The organism is Streptomyces sp. NBC_00483, from assembly GCF_036013745.1.
Taxonomy (GTDB): Bacteria; Actinomycetota; Actinomycetes; order Streptomycetales; family Streptomycetaceae; genus Streptomyces.
The window spans coordinates 3,767,760-3,786,926 of sequence record NZ_CP107880.1; the positions used below are offsets into that span (position 1 = coordinate 3,767,760).

At 71.3% G+C, this 19,167-nt stretch carries 15 protein-coding genes and 1 pseudogene; 8 read left to right on the forward strand and 8 right to left on the reverse strand.

Annotated features, from left to right (window positions below; genetic code table 11):
* Window positions 1-7 precede the first annotated feature (7 nt).
* From OHA73_RS16650 to OHA73_RS16675, 6 genes are all read left to right on the forward strand, one after another.
* On the forward strand, window positions 8-1,060 hold the full coding sequence (locus OHA73_RS16650) for a glutamate ABC transporter substrate-binding protein (RefSeq protein WP_327655421.1): 1,053 nt from the start codon (window positions 8-10) through the stop codon (window positions 1,058-1,060).
* 69 nt (window positions 1,061-1,129) lie between these two features.
* Window positions 1,130-2,437: a hypothetical protein gene (locus tag OHA73_RS16655; RefSeq protein WP_327655422.1), complete on the forward strand. Its 1,308-nt coding sequence runs from the start codon at window positions 1,130-1,132 to the stop codon at window positions 2,435-2,437.
* Between the two features lie 221 nt (window positions 2,438-2,658).
* Entirely contained in the window at window positions 2,659-5,142 is a 2,484-nt protein-coding gene (locus OHA73_RS16660; RefSeq protein ID WP_327658474.1) for a serine/threonine-protein kinase, read from the forward strand.
* Window positions 5,143-5,171: 29 nt separating this feature from the next.
* A complete protein-coding gene (locus tag OHA73_RS16665; protein WP_327655423.1) occupies window positions 5,172-6,491 on the forward strand; it encodes a protein phosphatase 2C domain-containing protein in 1,320 nt (439 codons plus the stop codon).
* A gap of 47 nt (window positions 6,492-6,538) precedes the next feature.
* Window positions 6,539-7,885, forward strand: coding sequence for a vWA domain-containing protein (locus OHA73_RS16670; protein WP_327655424.1), 1,347 nt, complete (start codon window positions 6,539-6,541; stop codon window positions 7,883-7,885).
* 58 nt (window positions 7,886-7,943) lie between these two features.
* A complete protein-coding gene (locus tag OHA73_RS16675) occupies window positions 7,944-9,242 on the forward strand; it encodes an FHA domain-containing protein (protein ID WP_327655425.1) in 1,299 nt (432 codons plus the stop codon).
* A 31-nt stretch (window positions 9,243-9,273) separates the two neighbouring features.
* On the opposite strand, the gene OHA73_RS16680 is transcribed toward OHA73_RS16675, so the two are convergent.
* On the reverse strand, window positions 9,274-10,272 hold the full coding sequence (locus OHA73_RS16680; protein ID WP_327655426.1) for a methyltransferase domain-containing protein: 999 nt from the start codon (window positions 10,270-10,272) through the stop codon (window positions 9,274-9,276).
* Between the two features lie 104 nt (window positions 10,273-10,376).
* On the opposite strand from OHA73_RS16680, the gene OHA73_RS16685 reads away from it, so the two are divergent.
* Entirely contained in the window at window positions 10,377-10,781 is a 405-nt protein-coding gene (locus OHA73_RS16685) for a globin (RefSeq protein ID WP_266719538.1), read from the forward strand.
* Between the two features lie 18 nt (window positions 10,782-10,799).
* On the opposite strand, the gene OHA73_RS16690 is transcribed toward OHA73_RS16685, so the two are convergent.
* The 3 genes from OHA73_RS16690 to ettA are packed head-to-tail and all read right to left on the reverse strand — an operon-like array spanning window position 10,800 to window position 13,566.
* A complete protein-coding gene (locus tag OHA73_RS16690) occupies window positions 10,800-11,483 on the reverse strand; it encodes a hypothetical protein (protein ID WP_327655427.1) in 684 nt (227 codons plus the stop codon).
* The gene (locus OHA73_RS16695; RefSeq protein WP_266719535.1) at window positions 11,480-11,902 is read right to left on the reverse strand and encodes an acyl-CoA thioesterase; all 423 of its coding nucleotides are present in this window, start codon (window positions 11,900-11,902) and stop codon (window positions 11,480-11,482) included. Before OHA73_RS16695 ends, OHA73_RS16690 begins: the two co-directional genes overlap by 4 nt.
* Window positions 11,902-13,566 (reverse strand): energy-dependent translational throttle protein EttA, encoded by a 1,665-nt coding sequence (ettA, locus tag OHA73_RS16700; RefSeq protein ID WP_266719534.1) that lies wholly within the window; start codon window positions 13,564-13,566, stop codon window positions 11,902-11,904. The genes OHA73_RS16695 and ettA overlap by 1 nt, the downstream gene beginning before the upstream one ends.
* A 279-nt stretch (window positions 13,567-13,845) precedes the next feature.
* On the opposite strand from ettA, the gene OHA73_RS16705 reads away from it, so the two are divergent.
* A complete protein-coding gene (locus OHA73_RS16705) occupies window positions 13,846-14,112 on the forward strand; it encodes a hypothetical protein (RefSeq protein WP_267070417.1) in 267 nt (88 codons plus the stop codon).
* Between the two features lie 30 nt (window positions 14,113-14,142).
* Here OHA73_RS16705 and OHA73_RS16710 read toward each other — a convergent pair.
* The 4 genes and pseudogenes from OHA73_RS16710 to OHA73_RS16725 all read right to left on the reverse strand — a co-directional run.
* Window positions 14,143-14,475: pseudogene (locus OHA73_RS16710) on the reverse strand (UTRA domain-containing protein); the annotation flags it as partial.
* A 345-nt stretch (window positions 14,476-14,820) separates the two neighbouring features.
* Window positions 14,821-16,278: a Cys-Gln thioester bond-forming surface protein gene (locus OHA73_RS16715; protein WP_267070416.1), complete on the reverse strand. Its 1,458-nt coding sequence runs from the start codon at window positions 16,276-16,278 to the stop codon at window positions 14,821-14,823.
* A gap of 374 nt (window positions 16,279-16,652) precedes the next feature.
* Window positions 16,653-17,168, reverse strand: a complete 516-nt coding sequence (locus OHA73_RS16720) for a single-stranded DNA-binding protein (RefSeq protein ID WP_267070415.1) — start codon at window positions 17,166-17,168, stop codon at window positions 16,653-16,655.
* A gap of 125 nt (window positions 17,169-17,293) precedes the next feature.
* Window positions 17,294-19,156, reverse strand: a complete 1,863-nt coding sequence (locus OHA73_RS16725; protein ID WP_327655428.1) for a YfjP family GTPase — start codon at window positions 19,154-19,156, stop codon at window positions 17,294-17,296.
* Between the last annotated feature and the right edge of the window lie 11 nt (window positions 19,157-19,167).

Sequence of the window (19,167 nt, forward strand, 5' to 3'; positions counted from 1 at the left end):
TGCGGCGATGAGCGAGCGAAGGAACGGGCGGAAGGTGACTCTGCGCGGCTGGGGCGGCGTGGCCGCCATGGCGGTGGCCTGCGCCCTGACGGCGGTGTTCGCGCTGCTGCTCCCGCTGACCCAGCAACAGCGCCCCACCGACAGCGGCACGACGAGCTACGCGTCCGGTGGCGTCGCCGACGGCCGGCAGGCCAGGGCGGGCGACTGCGACCCCTCGGTGAAGGGCAAGGAGCCGGAGCGCAGCCTCTCCCCTTCGGGCAGCGAGAGCGGTAGCGCGGTGCAGGCCGTCAAGGACCGCGGCTATCTCTCGGTCGGCGTCGACCAGAACAGCTACCGGTGGGGCTACCGCGACCCCAACAGCACGGCGAAGACCAGCGAGTTGGAGGGCTTTGACATCGATCTCGCGCACGAGATCGCGGAGAAGATCCTCGGCGACAGGGACGCGGTCCGCTTCCGCGCCATCCCCACCAACGAGCGCATCCCGGCGATCCAGCACGGCGACGTCGACATGGTGGTCCGCACGATGACCATCAGCTGCGACCGCCTCGAGGACGTCGCGTTCTCCACCGCGTACTTCCAGACCGGCCAGCAGGTGCTCGCCCCGAAGACCTCCGACATCAAGGGGTACGGGGCCTCGCTCGCGGGCAAGCGGATCTGCGCGGCGACCGGTTCGACGGCCGCGTCGTCGCTGGAGGACGGCAAGAAGAAGCCGGTGGACGAGGGCGGTCTCCCGCAGAGCACCGACATCTCCACGACCGTGCCGAACCAGCTGGACTGCCTGGTGCGGCTCCAGCTCGGCGAGGTCGACGCGGTGGTCACCGACGGCGCGCTCGCCGCGAGCCAGGCCGCGCAGGACCCGACGGTGGAGCTCAAGGGCGAGCCGTACACCGAGGAGTTCTACGGCGTCGCCATGAAGAAGGGCGCGGACGACCTGGTGCGCCGGGTCAACCAGGTGCTGGTGGACTACCGCAAGTCCGACGGCTGGCAGAAGTCGTACGACCACTGGCTGAAGCCGGCGCTCGGCTCCTCTTCGGGGCCGCCCGCGCCGAAGTACCAGTAGGAGCCGGCAGGACAAGCAAAGCGGTGCGGCAGGGACTTGACGAGGACTCGGGAAAGCGAGAGGTGATCGATGGGCGTCGGGGGACCCGCTGGTCCAGTGATGGACCGGGACGAGGTGGACCGTGCCCTGGCCCGGCTCGGCGCGGAGCACGAAGCGATCGAGACGTCCCTGCTCGCCCTGCAGGACCACGCGGGGCGCAGACTCCTGGAGGGCGCCCGGCTGACCGGGACGACCCAGGAGCGCTGGGCCTCGGCCGACCAGGAGATCACGCTGCTGTGGGCGTACTTCGACGCGTACGCGGACGCGTTGCGCACGGCGCGGGAGATCCGCTCGCGGCGCCGGCTGCCCAGCCGCGGCGACCTGTCGGAGCTGACGGAGCTGCTGCGCGGCGAGTCCGTCACCATCGCGCCGGGCCCCGGCGCGGGCGGCACCTCGCCCTCGATCACCGGTCCCGCGAAGCTGTCCGAGCAGTTCACGCTCGCGGCGCTCGTCGACCGGATGAACACGCTGTACGCCTCGTCCCTCGACATGGTGGTGGCCGCCGACGCGGTGTGGTCGGCGCTGCCCGCCCGTATCGACATGCTCGCCGCCGAGCTGGCCCGCACCCGGCAGCTCGCGCACTCCGTAGGAGTGCGCCCCGGTGAGCATCCGGCGGGCGACGACCTGGAGCGGATCACCGGCTCGCTGACCCGGATGCGCGAGGAAGTGGTCTCGGACCCGCTCACGTACTGGCAGAAGGCGGCGGGGAGTTCGGCGCCCGGCGGCGGCCGCCCCGACACCACTGCGTACGACCGGGAGGCCCGCGCCCTGGAGGACGTGCGCCGGGAGATCGAGGCCGTGCTCGGCGTGCGGCAGGACGCGGAGGTGCGGCTCGGCCGGCTGCGGGACGTGCTGTCGCGCGCGGACCGCACGCTCGCCGAGGCGAGGTCGGCTCGCGGCGAGGTGCTCGCGAAGATAGCCGGGTCGGAGGTGCCCGCGGTGTCGGGTCCGCCGACGGTGTTGCAGGAGCAGTTGGCGACGGCGGCCGAGTACCGCAGGCACGGCCAGTGGAACCGGCTCTCGCCGCTCCTGGAGTCGCTCGAGTCGAAGGCGGAGGACGAACTGCTGCGCGCGCGTGAGTCGTTGACGGCGGTGACGGCCCCGCTGGCGATCCGCGCGGAGCTGCGCGGGCGCCTCGACGCGTACAAGGCGAAGGTGGCCAGGCTCGGTTTCGCCGAGGATCCGTTCCTGGTGGAGCGGTACGACGCGGCGCGCCGCATGCTGTGGAGCGCGCCCTGCAATCTGCGCGCCGCGGAGGCGGCGGTGCTGCGGTATCAACGGGCGGCGGCGGACACGCTGTCCGCGCCCGCCGACAGAACGGCCAGGGGGGAGTCGTGAGCGTGGCGCCACAGAAGTGCGGCAGAGCGGGTTGCACGGGCTCGTACGAAGACATGGGCGGCGAGCTGTACTGCAACACGTGCGGCCTGAAACCGCAGACGGCCGGTGGCACCTACGGGGGCAGCGCCCCCACCCACCGCCCTGCCGCCCGCCCACAGCCCGCGCCCGTGGCCGCGGCGTCCTCCTGCCAGCGGCCCGGCTGTACCGGTTCCTACGAGGACATGGGCGGCGGCGAGCTGTACTGCGACATGTGCGGGCTCGCCCCGGTCGTGTCGCCGAGCGGCATGGTGGCCTCGCAGCCGACCGGGATCGCCGGTGGCGGGCATCGCGGCTCGCAGAACTCCGGCTCCAGTTCGCGGGCCTCGGCCAGGACATCGGCGCGCTCCTCGCAGTCCCGCAGGTCGGTCTCCGGCCGGCTCTCCCGCTCCCTTTCGGGGAGTTCGACGTCGCGCTCGGTGTCGGTGCGCAGCTCCGGGGCGGGCGCGAGCGGTTCGGGCCGGGCGCGGCTCGGCGTCGGCCTGGTCAATGTGCCGGACGTGCCGCGGCCCGATCCGCGCGCGATGGTGCAGGAGCACCCCGAAGTGCCCGAGCGGAAGCGATTCTGTTCGAGGTCCGACTGCGGTGCCCCGGTGGGCCGTTCGCGGGGCGAGCGGCCGGGCCGTACGGAAGGGTTCTGCACCAAGTGCGGCCACCCGTACTCCTTCGTCCCGAAGCTCGCCACGGGCGACGTCGTGCACGGCCAGTACGAGGTCGTGGGCTGCCTGGCGCACGGCGGCCTCGGCTGGGTCTATCTCGCCGTCGACCGCGCCGTGTCGGACCGCTGGGTGGTCCTCAAGGGCCTGCTCGACACGGGCGACCAGGACGCGATGGCCGCCGCGATCTCGGAGCGCCGCTTCCTCGCGGAGATCGAGCACTCCAACATCGTCCGCATCTACAACTTCGTCGAGCACCTCGACCAGCGCACCGGCTCCCTGGACGGATACATCGTCATGGAGTACGTGGGCGGCAAGTCCCTCAAGGAGATCGCCAACGAGCGGCGCACGCCCGAGGGCAGGCGCGACCCGCTGCCGGTGGAGCAGGCGTGCGCGTACGGCATCGAGGCCCTGGAGGCGCTCGGTCATCTGCACAGCCGCAATCTCCTCTACTGCGACTTCAAGGTCGACAACGCGATCCAGACCGAGGACCAGCTCAAGCTCATCGACATGGGCGCGGTCCGCAGGATGGACGACGACGAGAGCGCGATCTACGGGACCGTCGGCTTCCAGGCGCCCGAGGTCGCCGAGGTGGGGCCCTCCATCGCCTCGGACCTGTACACCGTGGCCCGGACGCTCGCCCTGCTCACCTTCGACTTCCAGGGCTACACGAACGTGTTCGTGGACTCCCTGCCCGACCCCGACAACATCGAGGTCTTCCGCACGTACGAGTCGTTCTACCGGTTCCTCGTGCGCGCCACCGACCCGGACCCGGCCCGCCGCTTCGCCTCCGCGCAGGAGATGGCCGAGCAGCTGACGGGCGTCCTGCGCGAGGTCGTCGCGCTCCAGACGAACCGGCCGCGGCCCGCCCTGTCCACGCTGTTCGGGCCCGAGGTGAAGGTCACGGACACGGAGCTGTTCGGCCTGCTCGAAGGCGAGGTGTCGCCGCTCGGCGCGCGGGAGACCCCCGTACGCGTACGGAACGGCCGGCGCCCGGGAAAGGCTGCGGCCGAACTGCCCCCGCCGCCCGCCGCGCCCGCCCTGCCGCCGTCGTCCACCGAGATCGTCAAGCCGCTTCAGGCGCAGGGCACCGCGCTCGCGCTCCCGGTGCCGCGCGTCGATCCGGGCGATCCGAACGCCGGGTTCCTCGCGGGCCTGATGGCCTCGGCCCCCGCCGAGCTGATCGCGGCCCTGCACGCGGCGCCCGCCGACTCCCTCGAACTGCGCCTGCGCGAACTGCGGGCGCGCCTCGAAATGGGCGAAGTCGACTCGGCGGCACGCGGCTTGGCGGCGCTGGAGACCGACCATCCCGACGACTGGCGGGTGGTCTGGTACCGGGGCGTCGCGGCGCTCGCGACCGGTGACCACACGAACGCGGCGCTGTCCTTCGACGCCATATACGACGCGTTCCCCGGCGAGCCCGCGCCGAAGCTGGCGCTCGGCGTCTGCGCGGAGGTGCTGGGCCAGCTCGACAACGCGGCGGAGTACTACCGCCTGGTGTGGTCGACCGACCCGAGCTACGTCAGCGCGGCGTTCGGCCTCGCGCGCGTGCAGCTCGCCGCCGGTGACCGGGGCGGCGCGGTGCGCACCCTGGAGTCGGTGCCCGAGTCGTCGATCCACTACACGGCGGCGCGGGTCGCCGCGGTGCGCTCGCGGCTGCGGGGGCGGACGGCACAGGGGGCGAACGGGGACCCGTTGCTGCACGACCTGACGGCCGCCGCGGGACAGGTCGAGGCGCTCGACTCGTTCGGCCTCGACGTGGTGCGCCGCGAGCAGTTGTCCACCGAGGTGCTCGGCACGGCTCTGGACTGGGTACTCTCCGGTAGGCAGGGTTCCGGTCCGCCGCAGGATCCCGTGCGCACGGTGGTGCTCGGCAGCGATCTGGACGAGCGCGGCCTCCGCCTCGGTCTTGAACGCTCGTACCGAACTCTGGCCAGGCTCGCTCAGCGCGGCGAGGAGAGGATCGAACTGGTGGAGCGGGCCAACCGCTACCGCCCCCGGACGTGGGTGTGAGGATGTCGCAGACGCACAAGGCGGCCGCAATGTCAGTGTGTCCCAGCTGCGAGGAGCCTCTGGAGGAGGCCGATCGCTTCTGCGGGGCATGCGGATACGACCTTTCCTCGACCGGGCGTCCGCCGCGGTCGGGCGCGCAGGACGCCGGGCGCGATGCCGCCGAAGAGCCCGCTGCCGCCTCCGTCGAGGAGCCCGCTTCCGTCGAGGAGCCGGCCTCCGTCGAGTGGCCTGCCGCCCCCGACCTGGACAGTTCGGACCTGCCCGCCCCGGTGCACCTGCCGACCGATCTGCGGGGCACTGACTCGGGCGGCTCCGAACTGCCCGCCGCCGTACGCATCGACGGTCCGCCGTCCGAGGAGGAGTTCAGGATCGCCGCACCCGACCCGCGCACCGCGACGCCCGAGGAGCTCGGCGCCGCCACACCGCCGGCCGGCACCAAGCTGTGCGTGGCCTGCCGCGCCGGGCACGTCGACCCGGACGGCTACTGCGAGAACTGCGGGCACGCCCAGCCGCGCGAACGCGACCACATGGAGCAGGAGTTGGGCGCGGTCGCCGCGGTCAGCGACCGCGGCCTGCGCCACCACCGCAACGAGGACTCCTTCGTGATCTCCTCGGCCGCGCTGCCCGACGGCTCCGCGGCCGTCCTCGCCGTGGTCTGCGACGGGGTGTCCTCGGCGACCCGGCCCGACGACGCGTCGCTCGCCGCGTCCCGCGCCGCCACCGAGGCCCTGCACGAGGCGCTGCCGCGCGGCACCCACCCGCAGCAGGCCATGCACGAGGCGATCGTCGTGGCCGCCGAGGCGGTCAACGCCCTTGCGGACGAGCCCGAGACGGCCCGCGAGCACAAGCCGCACCAGAACGCGCCGGCGTGCACCTTCGTCGCCTCGGTCGTCACCAAGGAGCTGCTCATCGTCGGCTGGATCGGCGACTCGCGCGCCTACTGGGTGCCCGACGACCGCGAGGCACCGGCGGCCCGGCTCACCGAGGACGACTCGTGGGCCGCGCAGATGGTCGCGGCGGGCCTGATGAGCGAGGCGGAGGCGTACGCGGACGAGCGGGCGCACGCCATCACGGGCTGGCTCGGCGCGGACGCGTACGAACTGGAGCCGCACACCGCGTCGTTCAAGCCGGACCGCCCCGGAGTGGTCGTGGTCTGCACCGACGGGTTGTGGAACTACGCGGAGTCCGTCGACGAGATGGCCCGCGTGCTGCCCACGGACGCCGCCAGCAATCCGCTGCACAGCGCCCAGGTCCTGGTCGGCCACGCCCTCGACGGCGGGGGCCACGACAACGTAACAGTGGCGGTGCTGCCGTTCCCTGTGCCGCAGTCGGGGGCAGGATCGGCGTAGCGCGGGAAAGCCGCACAAATGGTCTTGTTCAGGGGGGACATGTCGCCATGGCAAATTTCTCGAAATCGCACGTTCCGCAGTTCGCCGTAGAGGTCTACCAGAACGAATATCTGCCGGAGGGCGGCCGTGACGTCAACGCGATCGTCACGGTGACCTCCACCGGGGGCGGCACGGTGGGCGGCGCGGTCAGCGCCCCTCATCTGTTCAGCGTCCCGGGAGAGGGCACCGACGCCGCGGTCGCGCTGATGGTGGACTGCTCCGGCTCGATGGACTATCCGCCCACCAAGATGCGCGGCGCCCGCGAGGCCTCGGCCGCCGCGATCGACGCGCTGCGCGACGGCGTGCACTTCGCGGTGATCGCCGGCACCCATGTGGCCAAGGAGATCTACCCGGGCGAGGGCCGCCTCGCCGTCGCGGACCGGACCACCCGCGGGCAGGCCAAGCAGGCGCTGCGCAAGCTCTCCGCGGGCGGCGGCACCGCGATCGGCACCTGGCTTCAACTGGCCGACCGGCTCCTGGCCTCGGCGGACGTGCCGATCAGGCACGGCATCCTGCTCACCGACGGGCGCAACGAGCACGAGTCGCCGGAGGATCTGCGCGCGGCGCTGGACGCGGGCGCGGGCCGCTTCACCTGTGACGCCCGTGGCGTCGGCACGGACTGGGAGGTGAAGGAGGTCACAGGAATCGCCTCCGCCCTCCTCGGCACCGCGGACATCGTTGCCGATCCGGCCCATCTCGCCGAGGACTTCACGCAGATGATGGAGACGGCGATGGGCAAGGAGGTCGCGGACGTCGCCCTGCGTCTGTGGACCCCGGTCGGCACCGAGATCAAGTTCGTGAAGCAAGTAGCGCCCACCGTCGAGGAGTTGACGGAGCGCCGCACCGAGGCGGGCCCACGGGCCGGCGACTACCCCACCGGCTCTTGGGGCGACGAGTCCCGCGACTACCACGTGTGCGTGCAGGTCCCGGACGCCGATCTCGGCCAGGAGATGCTCGCCGCCCGCGTCTCCCTGGTGATCCCGCAGCCGGACGGCTCGGCGCAGACCCTGTCGCAAGGCCTCGTCCGTGCGGTGTGGACGGACGACATGGCAGCCTCTACGTCGATCAACCCGCAGGTTGCCCACTACACGGGCCAGGCCGAACTGGCCGACGTCATCCAACAGGGACTTGACGCCCGAAAGTCGGGCGATATGGACGGGGCGACCGCGAAGCTGGGCCGTGCGGTGCAGCTCGCGGCCCTCTCGGGGAACGCGGATACGGCCAAGCTGCTTTCGAAGGTGGTGGACGTGGTGGACGCCGCGGAAGGTACTGTTCGATTGAAAGCGAAGGTCGCGGAGGCCGACGAGATGACTCTCGAGACCCGGTCGACCAAGACGGTTCGCGTCAAGAAATAGCCACCCACGCACTACGGCAAGCCCTGCTTGCACTTGAAGGAGAGGGGGAAGCGCCGACATGCCGACCTGCCCGAACGGACACCAGTCGGGTTCCGACGACTGGTGCGAGGTCTGCGGTCACCGCATGGCCGGTACCGTGCCCCCGCCCCCTCCGCCACCCCCGGCCGCCGGTTACGGCTACCCGCAGGCGCCGCAGGGTGGGGCCGGTACGCCCGAACTGTGCCCGCAGTGCCGTACGCCGCGTGAGGGCGGCGCGCCGTTCTGCGAGGAGTGCCGCTGGAACTTCCTCACGAACACGGCGACGTCGTACACGCCCGCTGCCCCGAACCCGCCGCTGCCCACGTCGGGCGGCCAGGGCGGCCCCGGTGCGCCCGGCTTCCCGCCGCCCCACCAGGAGCCGCAGGGCCCGAACCCGGCGCTGCACTTCCAGCAGCAGCCGCCGCCCGGCCCGGACCCGTACGAGTACCAGGGCTCGCGGCCCTCGCAGATGAACCGGCCCGCGGAGCCGATCCCGCCGTCCCCGTTCGGGAACGAGCCGTCGGGTCAGGCCCCGCCGCCGCAGTCCTTCGACGGCTCCGGCCAGTACGAGACCGGTGGCGGTGCCCCGCAGGGCTTCCACCAGCAGCAGGCTCCGGCCCCCGCCCCGGCTCCGCCCGCGCAGCCGGGTCCGCACGGCCAGCCCGGCCCGCCGCCGGGACCGGCGCAGCCCGTGCAGCCGGGGCCCATGCAGCCCCCGCCGCCCGGCTTCCCGCAGCACCACGACCCGCAGGGCCCGCCGCCCCCGCCGCCCAACCCGTCGTTCGGCGGTCACGGTGGTCCGGGTGGTCACGGTGGTCCCGGTGGGACGAACGGGGACGACTGGATGCTTCCGCCTCCGTCGTCGGACCCGTCGGCGCCCTCGACGACCCCGCCGCCGTTCCAGCAGCAGCCGCCGCAGCAGCCGCAGGGCCCGTTGGCGTGGTCGGCGACGATCGGCCCGGACCGCGACTACTTCATGGCGATGATGCAGCGCAGCGGCCCCGAGGCCTCGGGGCTCAACCTGCCCGCGTACTCGCCGGAGCAGCAGCGCCCGCTCACCGGGAACCAGCTGTCGATCGGCCGGCGCCGCCACTCCACCGGGGAGTCCCCCGACATCGACCTGTCGGTGCCGCCGGAGGACCCGGGCGTCTCGCACCAGCACGCGGTGCTCGTGCAGCAGCCGGACGGCACGTGGGCGGTCGTCGACCAGAACTCGACGAACGGCACGACCGTCAACAACGGCGACGAACCGATCCAGCCGTTCGTCCCCGTGCCGCTGCAGGACGGCGACCGGGTGCACGTCGGAGCGTGGACGACGATCACGATCCGGCGCGGCTGAGCACACGCAGTCGTAGGACGTTGCCGGGCACCTAGCTGGTGCCCGGCAACTCCCATGTGTGGGGCCCGCCCGGATCGTCCAGCCAGGCCCACTGACGGTCGCCGCGCACGGTCACCCCGAACCGCTCGCGCGCGGGCCGCCCCTCGCGCTCCCACAACGCGAGAGCGTCCCGCGGGTCCAGATGGCCCGACGTCAGCGTCAACAGAAACCGGAACAACTCGTCGCGCAGCACGGGATGCGGCAGACCCCCGACCCGCGGCTCCGCCGCCCGGTCACCGCCACCGCGCAACGCCATGAAGTACGCGGAGGTATGCAAAAACCGCCCCTCCGCATACGCCCCCTCCATGTCATCCAAGTCCCGCACGTCGAGGACCACAATCCCGGTCGACAGGGGCGCAAGGATCCGCGCGCCGACCGCGCACTGGCCGAGCCACCCCACCGGCACCGAGCGCAGCGCGCACGTCGCCATGATCCGGTCGTACGGCGCCCGGTCAGGGCAGCCGCGCGTCCCGTCACCCGCGACGACGACCGGCCGATATCCGGCGGCGGCGAGATGGGTGCGGGCGGACTCGGCGACCTCCGGATCGAGGTCCACGGACGTGACGTTCCCCGCACCGACCCGGTGCGCGAGCAGCGCCGCGTTGTATCCGGTGCCCGCACCGATCTCCAGGACCCGGTCCCCGTCCCGTACCCGCAGGCCCGCGAGCATCCGCGCCATCAGCGACGGCTGGCTGCTCGACGACACCAGCTCCCCGTCCCGCAGCCGGGTGGCCAGCGGCTCGTCGGCGTAGGCGCCACGCAGCCAGCGCTCGCGCCGCTCCGGGTCGGGGTGCTCGCCCCACAGCCGCTCGTAGCCTCCGGGCACGCCGACGAAGTAGTACGGCACGAAGAGGTGACGCGGCACCTCCGCGAAGGCCTCCCGCCAGGCCGGGTCGGCGTCCCAGGCACCGCTGTGATCGATCTCGCGCACGAGCCCGGCCCGCGCCCGTTCCGCGAGCTGCTCGAGGTCTCGGGTGTGCTCTGCGCCCATATGTCCACTGTCCTGCGGCAACCGGGAAACGGCGACCCCCGCTCCGGAGTCGAAGGGGTCCTAGGACCCCGGTCCCCGGCCGGTGCGTCTGAGAGCATGGAGGGGTGACTGAGATCCCACGCGACACGCTTACGGAGCAGACGTTCTACGAGCAGGTGGGTGGCGAGGAGACGTTCCGCCGCCTCGTGCACCGCTTCTACGAGGGCGTCGCACAGGACCCGCTGCTGCGCCCCATGTACCCGGAGGAGGACCTGGGCCCTGCCGAGGAGCGCCTCGCGCTGTTCCTGATGCAGTACTGGGGCGGCCCCCGCACCTACAGCGACAACCGCGGCCACCCGCGCCTGCGGATGCGGCACGCCCCGTTCCAGGTGGACCGCGCGGCACACGACGCGTGGCTGAAGCACATGCGGGTGGCGGTGGAGGACCTGAACCTCTCCGAGGAACACGAGCGCACGCTGTGGAACTACCTGACGTACGCGGCGGCCTCGATGGTGAACACGGCGGGCTGAGGGGGCTTCTGCCGCACCTCAGACGGGGCTGACGGAGAGCCCACCCAGCGTGGACGACGCCCGCCGCACAGCCACGGACCCGTACGCGGAGCGCAACCGCAGCCACGCCCCGGCCGCCACCAGGTCGACCTCGGCCCCCCGCAGGAAGCCGAGGGAGGCCGCGGCGTGCACGATCCGCACCGGGGCCCCACTCGTACCGATCTCCCGCGACCAGACCTCGTGGCCGATCCGGTCGAGTTCACCGCGCGTACGCGCGTCCGGCGCCAACTCCTCGACCCGCGCCCGGAATTCGGCCACGGCCGCCTTCACGAGCCCACGCAGCGCATCGGCGTCCGGGAACCCGGCCACCCGCTCCCAGCCGCCGAGCGGCGGCAGCACACCGGCCCAGGGCGGCCCGGTGACGGCGGCGGGGACCGTGGCGGTGGCGTTCCCCTCGTCGAGGGCGTCGAGCAACTCCCCCGCGGACACGGTCACATCGAGGGTGTCCTCGATCCCGTTCTCGTACGGCTTGAGCAGCCGCGCCGTACGCACGGCCAGCACCTCGAACGAGGGCGGCCGGCCGAACACCGCGAGCGCCGACCCACCGGCCTGCGCCCGCAGCCGCACGGCGGCCGCCTTGTCGTAGTGCAGCAGCCGGCCGAGGAAGGCGGCGAGATCCGCCGCCTCCCCCGGATCGGCAAACGACAACACGGTCGCACTCATGCGACGAGCGCCTCCGAACGGTCCGCTTCGTCGTCCCGGTACTCGCCCAGGAACTCCCGCTCATCGGCGGTGATCCGGCGCGGCCGCTGCGCCTCGAAGTCGAACGGCACGACGACCGTCGAGGCGCGGACATACACGACGTCCTCGTCCTTCACCTCGTACGACAGCGTGAACGACGCGGCCTTTATCTCACTCACCCACAGCTCGATGTCCACGGGCCGATGCCGATGCACCAACTGCCGCTTGTAGTCGATCTCATGGCGCGCCACGACGGACCCCTGCTGGAAGTCCTTGTCGGGCCGAAACAGGAAATCGATCCGCGCTTCCTCCAAGTACCGGAGGAAGACCACATTGTTGATGTGGCCATACGCGTCCATGTCGGCCCAACGCAGGGGGCAGGCGTATACGTGGCGGGCCATCAGCCGCGGGTCAGCTTCTTGTAGGTGGCGCGGTGCGGACGGGCGGCGTCGGCGCCGAGCCGCTCGATCTTGTTCTTCTCGTAGGACTCGAAGTTGCCCTCGAACCAGAACCACTTGGACTCACCCTCGTACGCGAGGATGTGCGTGGCGACCCGGTCGAGGAACCACCGGTCGTGAGACACGACGACGGCGCAGCCGGGGAACTCAAGCAGCGCGTTCTCAAGGCTGCTCAGGGTCTCAACGTCAAGGTCGTTCGTCGGCTCGTCAAGAAGCAGCAGGTTGCCGCCCTGCTTGAGGGTGAGCGCGAGGTTGAGCCGGTTGCGCTCACCACCGGAGAGCACGCCGGCGGGCTTCTGCTGATCCGGCCCCTTGAACCCGAACGCGGAGACGTACGCCCGCGACGGCATCTCGACCTGGCCCACATTGATGTAGTCCAGCTCATCACTCACCACGGCCCAAAGAGTCTTCTTCGGGTCGATGTTGGCGCGGTTCTGGTCGACGTACGAGATCTTGACGGTGTCGCCGACCTTGATGGAACCGGAGTCCGGCGACTCGAAGCCCTGCAGCATCTTGAACAGGGTGGTCTTACCGGCACCGTTCGGACCGATCACACCGACGATCCCGTTACGCGGCAGCGTGAAGGAGAGATCATCGATGAGCACCTTGTCGCCGAATGCCTTGCCGAGGTTCTCGACCTCGACGACGACGTTGCCCAGGCGCGGGCCCGGCGGGATCTGGATCTCCTCGAAGTCCAGCTTCCGCATCTTGTCGGCCTCGGCGGCCATCTCCTCGTACCGGGCAAGACGCGACTTGGACTTGGTCTGGCGCCCCTTGGCGTTGGACCGCACCCACTCGAGTTCTTCCTTGAGCCGCTTCTGCCGCTTCTCGTCCTTCTTGCCCTCGACCTTGAGGCGCTCGGACTTCTTCTCCAGGTACGTGGAGTAGTTGCCCTGGTACGGGATGGCGCGGCCGCGGTCGAGCTCGAGGATCCACTCGGCGACGTTGTCCAGGAAGTACCGGTCGTGAGTAATGGCCACGACGGTGCCCTTGTACTGGGCGAGGTGCTGCTCCAGCCAGTTCACGGACTCGGCGTCGAGGTGGTTGGTGGGCTCATCGAGAAGCAGCAGGTCGGGCGCCTCGATCAGCAGCTTGCACAGCGCCACACGACGCTTCTCACCACCGGAGAGGTTGCCGACACCCCAGTCGCCGGGCGGGCAGCCGAGGGCGTCCATGGCCTGCTCCAGCTGACCGTCGAGGTCCCACGCGTCGGCGTGGTCGAGGTCCTCCTGGAGCTTGCCCATCTCCTCCATGAGCTCATCGCTGTAATCGGTGGCCATGAGCTCGGCCACCTCGTTGAAGCGCTTGAGCTTGCCCATGATCTCGGCGGCGCCGTCCTGCACGTTCTCCAGAACGGTCTTGGACTCGTCGAGCTTCGGCTCCTGCATCAGGATGTTGACGCTGTAGCCGGGCATGAGGACGGCGTCACCGTTCGACGCCTGCTCGATGCCCGCCATGATCTTCAGGACAGTCGACTTACCGGCACCGTTCGGCCCGACAACGCCGATCTTCGCTCCAGGAAGAAAGTCCAGGGTGACGTCGTCGAGAATCACCTTGTCGCCGTGCGCCTTGCGCGCCTTGCGCATGGAGTAGATGAACTCAGCCAAGAGAAACCGTCCGGCAGTCGAAGTGTGTATCGCAGTAAGGGGCCCGCGTGCTGCGGCTCCACCGCGTGAGGGCAGATACACCCCATCTTGCCGTACAGCCACCGCTGGGCGAAAACGTGTATCGGTGGGTGGGCCTGAACTGGGGCTTCTGCGAGCCCCGTCGTAGCGAAGCTGTCACTGTCGGTCGCCCTTTGTCGCCGTCGGGCGGCCTCGCACGGCCCAGGGACGGCCCAGAAACCGTCACCGGATGATCACTGGGCGGCATGCCATCCTGACGCCATGGCACCACCGGACGTACGGGACGACCTCCGAGATCTGCTCAACGAATGGGACCCGATCGGCGTGGCCGAGCTCGTCCAGGACGAGTACGACTGCATGCTGACGCCGATCCTGACCCGCCTGAAGCGCGGAGCCGACCGGGCAGAGCTGAGGGATTTCCTCCACCACGAGCTCACAGACCACTTCGGCCTACCCGCACCCCACGATGCGGATGACGTGGCCGCCCGCCTCACCGCCTGGTGGACCTCGACGCATCCACAGGTCTGACGCGCCCGGCCGTTCGCCCCACCCGCAGCCCTACCGACTGATGGGGATCTCGTAGACGATCTCGCACAGGGCGGCGGGCACGACGATGTCAGCCGTCTCCACGGGCCGCCCCTGGTCGCTGTAGTACGTCCGCCGGATGTGCGTCACGAGCGCACTCTTCTGGATACCCAGCAGCGACGCCTCGTCGGCGGTGGCCTGTCGCGGCTCCGGCTGCTCAACGGCATGACTGACGGTGACCCCGATCTGCGCCATCCGATTCACGACACCCACCCCGGCATGGGGGCCGCCTTCGGGGAGAACGACGAGCGTGCCACTGGTGAGGTCGTACGGCTCCCAGCTCGTCGACAGCTGCACGGGCCGACCGCCCAGTCCCCCAGTAGTGCTCCGCACCGTCCGCGTGCGCGGCCGACGCGAACGCGACGGCGCTGCCCGCGGCCAGTACCGCCGCCACCGCAACGGCGCGAACAGCCCCCGCCGCCCTGCTCTTCTTCGACATGTGCGAAGTCGATGCCGACATGTGCGATCCCCCTCGGGTTGTGAACGTCCCGGTCAACCAACGCACTTGACGCTAGGGAGCGGTGATCACATCCCGTTGACATGTGGATGACAGCGCAGGTGGCACGGCTGCGGAGACTCATTCCGAGCCGGGGCGGGGCGCACCCAGCCGGAGAGGGGGACCCCGGCTGGGACTGTTACTCGCCTACTTGCCTACTCGCCGTCACTGCTGCCGTCGCCGGCGCCCGGCGACTTCTTCTTGCGCCCCATGACAACCGACACCCCACCGATCAGGACCAGCAGCACCGCGATGCCCGCGATGATCGGCGTCGCGTTCGAGCTGCCCGTCTCGGCCAGGTCCGTGTCGGCGTCGGAGCCCGTGCCACCGACGGAGGCAGGGCTCGGCTGCGTCGTCGCCTGGGTGCGCAGACCGCCGCCCGCCGTGGCACCCACCGCCGAGGTCGTCGAGCAGTCGAGCACGCCCCGTATCCGCTTGTCGAAGCCGTGCGGCCCCTTGATCGTGAAGTCGTACGCCTGGTCCTCCTGCAGCGGTATCGTCACCGTCCGCGTCTGACCGGCCGGGATCGTGTACCGGGTGCGCATGAGCGTGAACGTGTACGGCTCGTCCCCGCTGTTGGCGGCCGTGATGTCGACGCCGCCCTTCGTGCAGTTCTCCCGCGCGGACAGTGCGGGCACCGCGCCCTCGCTCGCCCAGGTCGCCGTCGCGGTCGCGGAGACCGTGGACTCGCTGGAACCCGCGAGGATCTGCGTCTGGCTTCTGGTGTCGGAGGCGAAGGCCCGGCCGACCGGAACCGTCGTCGACGCCTGCACGGTCAGCTCCGCCGAACCCTCCTTCGCCTTCTTGGGTACGTCGAAGTAGAGCCGGCTGCCGTCCTTCGCGGTGGTGACGGGCTCGCCCTTCTCGTCGACGAGCTTCACCCCACCCGCGGCGGCCTCGACGGGCGGCATCACCGTGACGCTGTCGGCGTTCGTGTGCACCGTGACCGGGCCGACCCTGTTGCCGACTTCCGAGTCCCCGGTTTCCGAGTCCGCACGGCCCCCGGCTTCCGTATCCGTACGAGCGGGGGCTGCCTCATCCTCCGGCTGCTCGGACACGGCCTGCGGCGTCAGGGTCAGCGAGGCCTGCGGCTCCGCGAGGTCACGCGCGCTGCGCTGCAGATAGTCGGCGAGCTTCTCGGCGGCGGGGCTGACCGCGTCCACATCGACCTTGTCCGAGTAGCGCCAGATCGCGACCTGGGTGCCGGCCGCGGCCTCCTGCTCGGTGAGGCTCCCCGCGTGCGCCTTGCGGGCGAGCGCGGCGAGATCATTGACCTGCGGATACGAGTTCTGCAGGATCCAGCGGATGCGCCCCGCGTTCACGTTGTCGTGCAGCGACGTACCGGACCAGGACGTCTCGCGGTACTTGGCGTCCGGCTGCGTCGGGTTGTGGATGTCGACGCAGTACGTCTGGAGCGTCCCTCCGTCGTCGACGGCCATCCGGAACAGGCCCGCCGACACCTTCTCGTCCTTCCCGGCCCCGTGGATCACGGCCGCGTCGTACGTCTCCAGGCCGACCAGAGTGGCGCTCGCACCGCTCTGCTCCGTCGCACCGTCGTCGGCTTGCGCGACGCCCGCGCCGGATATCGCTCCCGTCGCCATGAGTCCCGACATCAGGGCCGCCGCGGCGAGACGGGCTGCGCCTCGTCCACGCCGTGCGGTCCGTGAGCACACAGAAAACACGTAATTCCCTTCAGGCGGGACAGGTGTCACATGGGGGGTGGTGTCCCGCCGGCAGAATCAACGCCAACCACAGTGATTCGGCTGGCCCTTGCACTCCCGACCCGTCGCTGCACCTGATGCGCAGAGGTCCCGACGAGCCCAGGAGTCACGCTCGGCATCCTAGGGAAATGATCTTCGGCGATCTCCGGAGCCGCCTTCCGGCAACCGATCCGAATCGCAATCGTTATCGCCAACACCGTTTCCTAGCTGGGCTTATCGACAAATCGCCAGTACATGGGAGCCGATAAGCCACAGTTCGGCCAGACTCACCCCACCGGCTGCGGCTCGGCCAAATCCGGCTCGGCGTCGGCCGGTTGCCCGTCCGGCGCTTGGCCGTCGCCGACCTCGGGCCCCGATCCCGCCTCGCCCGGTTTCACCACGTCCCACGGAGAATCACCCCGCGGCGCGCTCTCCGCACGAACCTGCTGCGTCCGGTGGAACGCGGAGGTGCCGCGCGACAAGTCGTGCCCGATCGCGACCGCCTCGATGTCCGCCGACGTCCAGTGCTGCCCGCCCCGCTCCTCGTCGCGCACCTTCAACTTGCCCTGCACCATGACCGGTTCACCGAGCGCCAGGGAACTCTGCACATTCGTCCCAAGGCCGCGCCAGGCCCATACCGTGAAGAAATTGGTGTGCCCGTCCACCCACACGTTCTGCACCCGGTCGAAGCGGCGGCTGTGCGCCGCGAGCCGGAACCGGGCGACCGGCCCTGTCGGCAACTCCCGGAACACCGGTGTCGTCGCCACGTTCCCCACCACGGTCACCATCGTCTCGCTGCTCATCCGGAACCCCTCCCGTTACCCCCGCCCGGCCCTTTCGGCCAGGACGTCCGTGCGCGGCCCGAGCCCTTCCCGAGCCGCGATCACAGACTGCACCCGGCGCCGCGATCCCCGCCGACGCCTGTGTCCTACCCGCGGGTTGTGGAAATCCCGGTCACTCCCCCGGCCACCCGTACGTACTGCTCCCGCACCTCCCGGTACCGCAGCAGCTCCGCCGCGACGGGATCCAGCACCCGCGCCCTGCCACAGGCCGCGGCCGCGTCCCTGAGCCGTCGCTCGGCCTCCTGCCCGTACCGGCGGGCCGGCCCCTTCGCCGCCATCCGGCACGACCACTCCACGCACGGTCCACCCACGAGCCCCGTGAGCACCAGCAGCAGGGGCACACCCAGATTCGTCGAGAAGCCCCCGACGACCTGCCCCAACAGCCACAGCACCCCCAGAACTTGCAGCAGCGTCATGGCCACCTGGGCGAACACCGCGACCGGCCACCAGCCGGGCCGCGGCGGCCGCCCGGCCCCGTGCTCCGTCTTGAGGTGCTCGGAGGCGGCATCGGACGCCAGCTCGTCGAGCGCCTCGGGCAGCCCCTCGCCGCCCCGCGTCGCGGCCTCCCGCACGGCCTGCCCCCACGCCTCGGGCAGCCCGCTCGCGGCGGCGTCGCCGACCACGCGTACCGCGTGCTCGACGCGCTGCCGGGCCGTGACCTCCTCCTCGTCGGCAGGGACCACGGGGACCGTGACGGTCGAGCCGACCGCGCGCCGGTCCTCGTACCAGCGCCAGAGCCTGAGCCACGGGGTGCCGCAGGCCCGGTTGGCGCCCCGGCTCCACTCCCGCCCGGCCGCCTGGCCCGCGGCGGCCGCGCCGACGGCCTCGGCGAGCCGGTCCGCGAACTCCTCGCGGGCCTCCTCGCTCAGCCCGCCCTGCCGCCCGGTCGCGTACACCTGCTTGAGGTGGTCGGCGGCGGCGTCGACGTCGGCGCCGATCCGGCGCGCGGCGGCCCGGCGTTCGGTGGTGACCTGGTCGAGGCAGTCGCGCAGGTCGTCCACGCCCTCACCGGTGAGGGCGGAGAGCGGCAGCACCGTGGCACCGGGCTCGCCGTGCTCGCCGAGCGCGATGCCGTCCTCGTCGAGAAGCCTCCGCAGATCGTCCAGGACCTGCTCGACGGCCTCGCCGGGCAGCCGGTCGACCTGGTTGAGCACCACGAACATCACCTCCGCGTGCCCCGCCATGGGCCGCAGATACCGCTCATGGAGCATCGCGTCGGCGTACTTCTCGGGGTCGACGACCCACACCACGGCGTCCACGAGGCCGAGCACCCGGTCGACCTGCTCACGGTGTTCGAGGGCGGCGGAGTCGTGATCGGGCAGGTCGATCAGGACCAGCCCGTCCAGCGCCGCCTCGCCCTGCGGCCCCTGCGCGGGGCGCCTGCGCGCACGCCCGGGGATCCCGAGCCGGTCGAGCAGCCCGGCGGCCCCGTCCGTCCAGCTGCATGCGATCGGCGCGGAGGTGGTGGGCCTGCGCAGCCCGGTCTCCGAGAGGGGCACGCCCGCGAGGGAGTTGAACAGCGTCGACTTGCCGCTTCCGGTGGCGCCCGCGATCGCGACGACCGTGTGCCGTGAGGAGAGCCGCCGCCGGGCCGCGGCCTCGTCGAGCACGTGCCCGGCCTCGGCGAGGGTCGTCCCGTCGAGCCGGGCACGCGAGAGCCCGACGAGCTCCCGCAGCGCGTCGAGCCGCTGCTTCAACTGCCCGTCGTACGTCCCCGATCCGGCCGGCACCGCCGCCTCGCCGCCCTGCTTGGCGACGCGCCGCGCGATGAGACCGTCGTCCCAGGGGGTGGACCCCGTACGCCCTTCGGGAATCTCCACGCCTTGGGTGGCCCCGGCAGCCTCTTCGGAGGACGCGGAGGACGCGGAGGCCGATGCGGCTTCCGGTGTGGGGGCTGTGGGGGCATCACCGAGCTTGTCCGCGAGATCCGTCAGCTCGGAGTCATCCACGCAACTGGTGT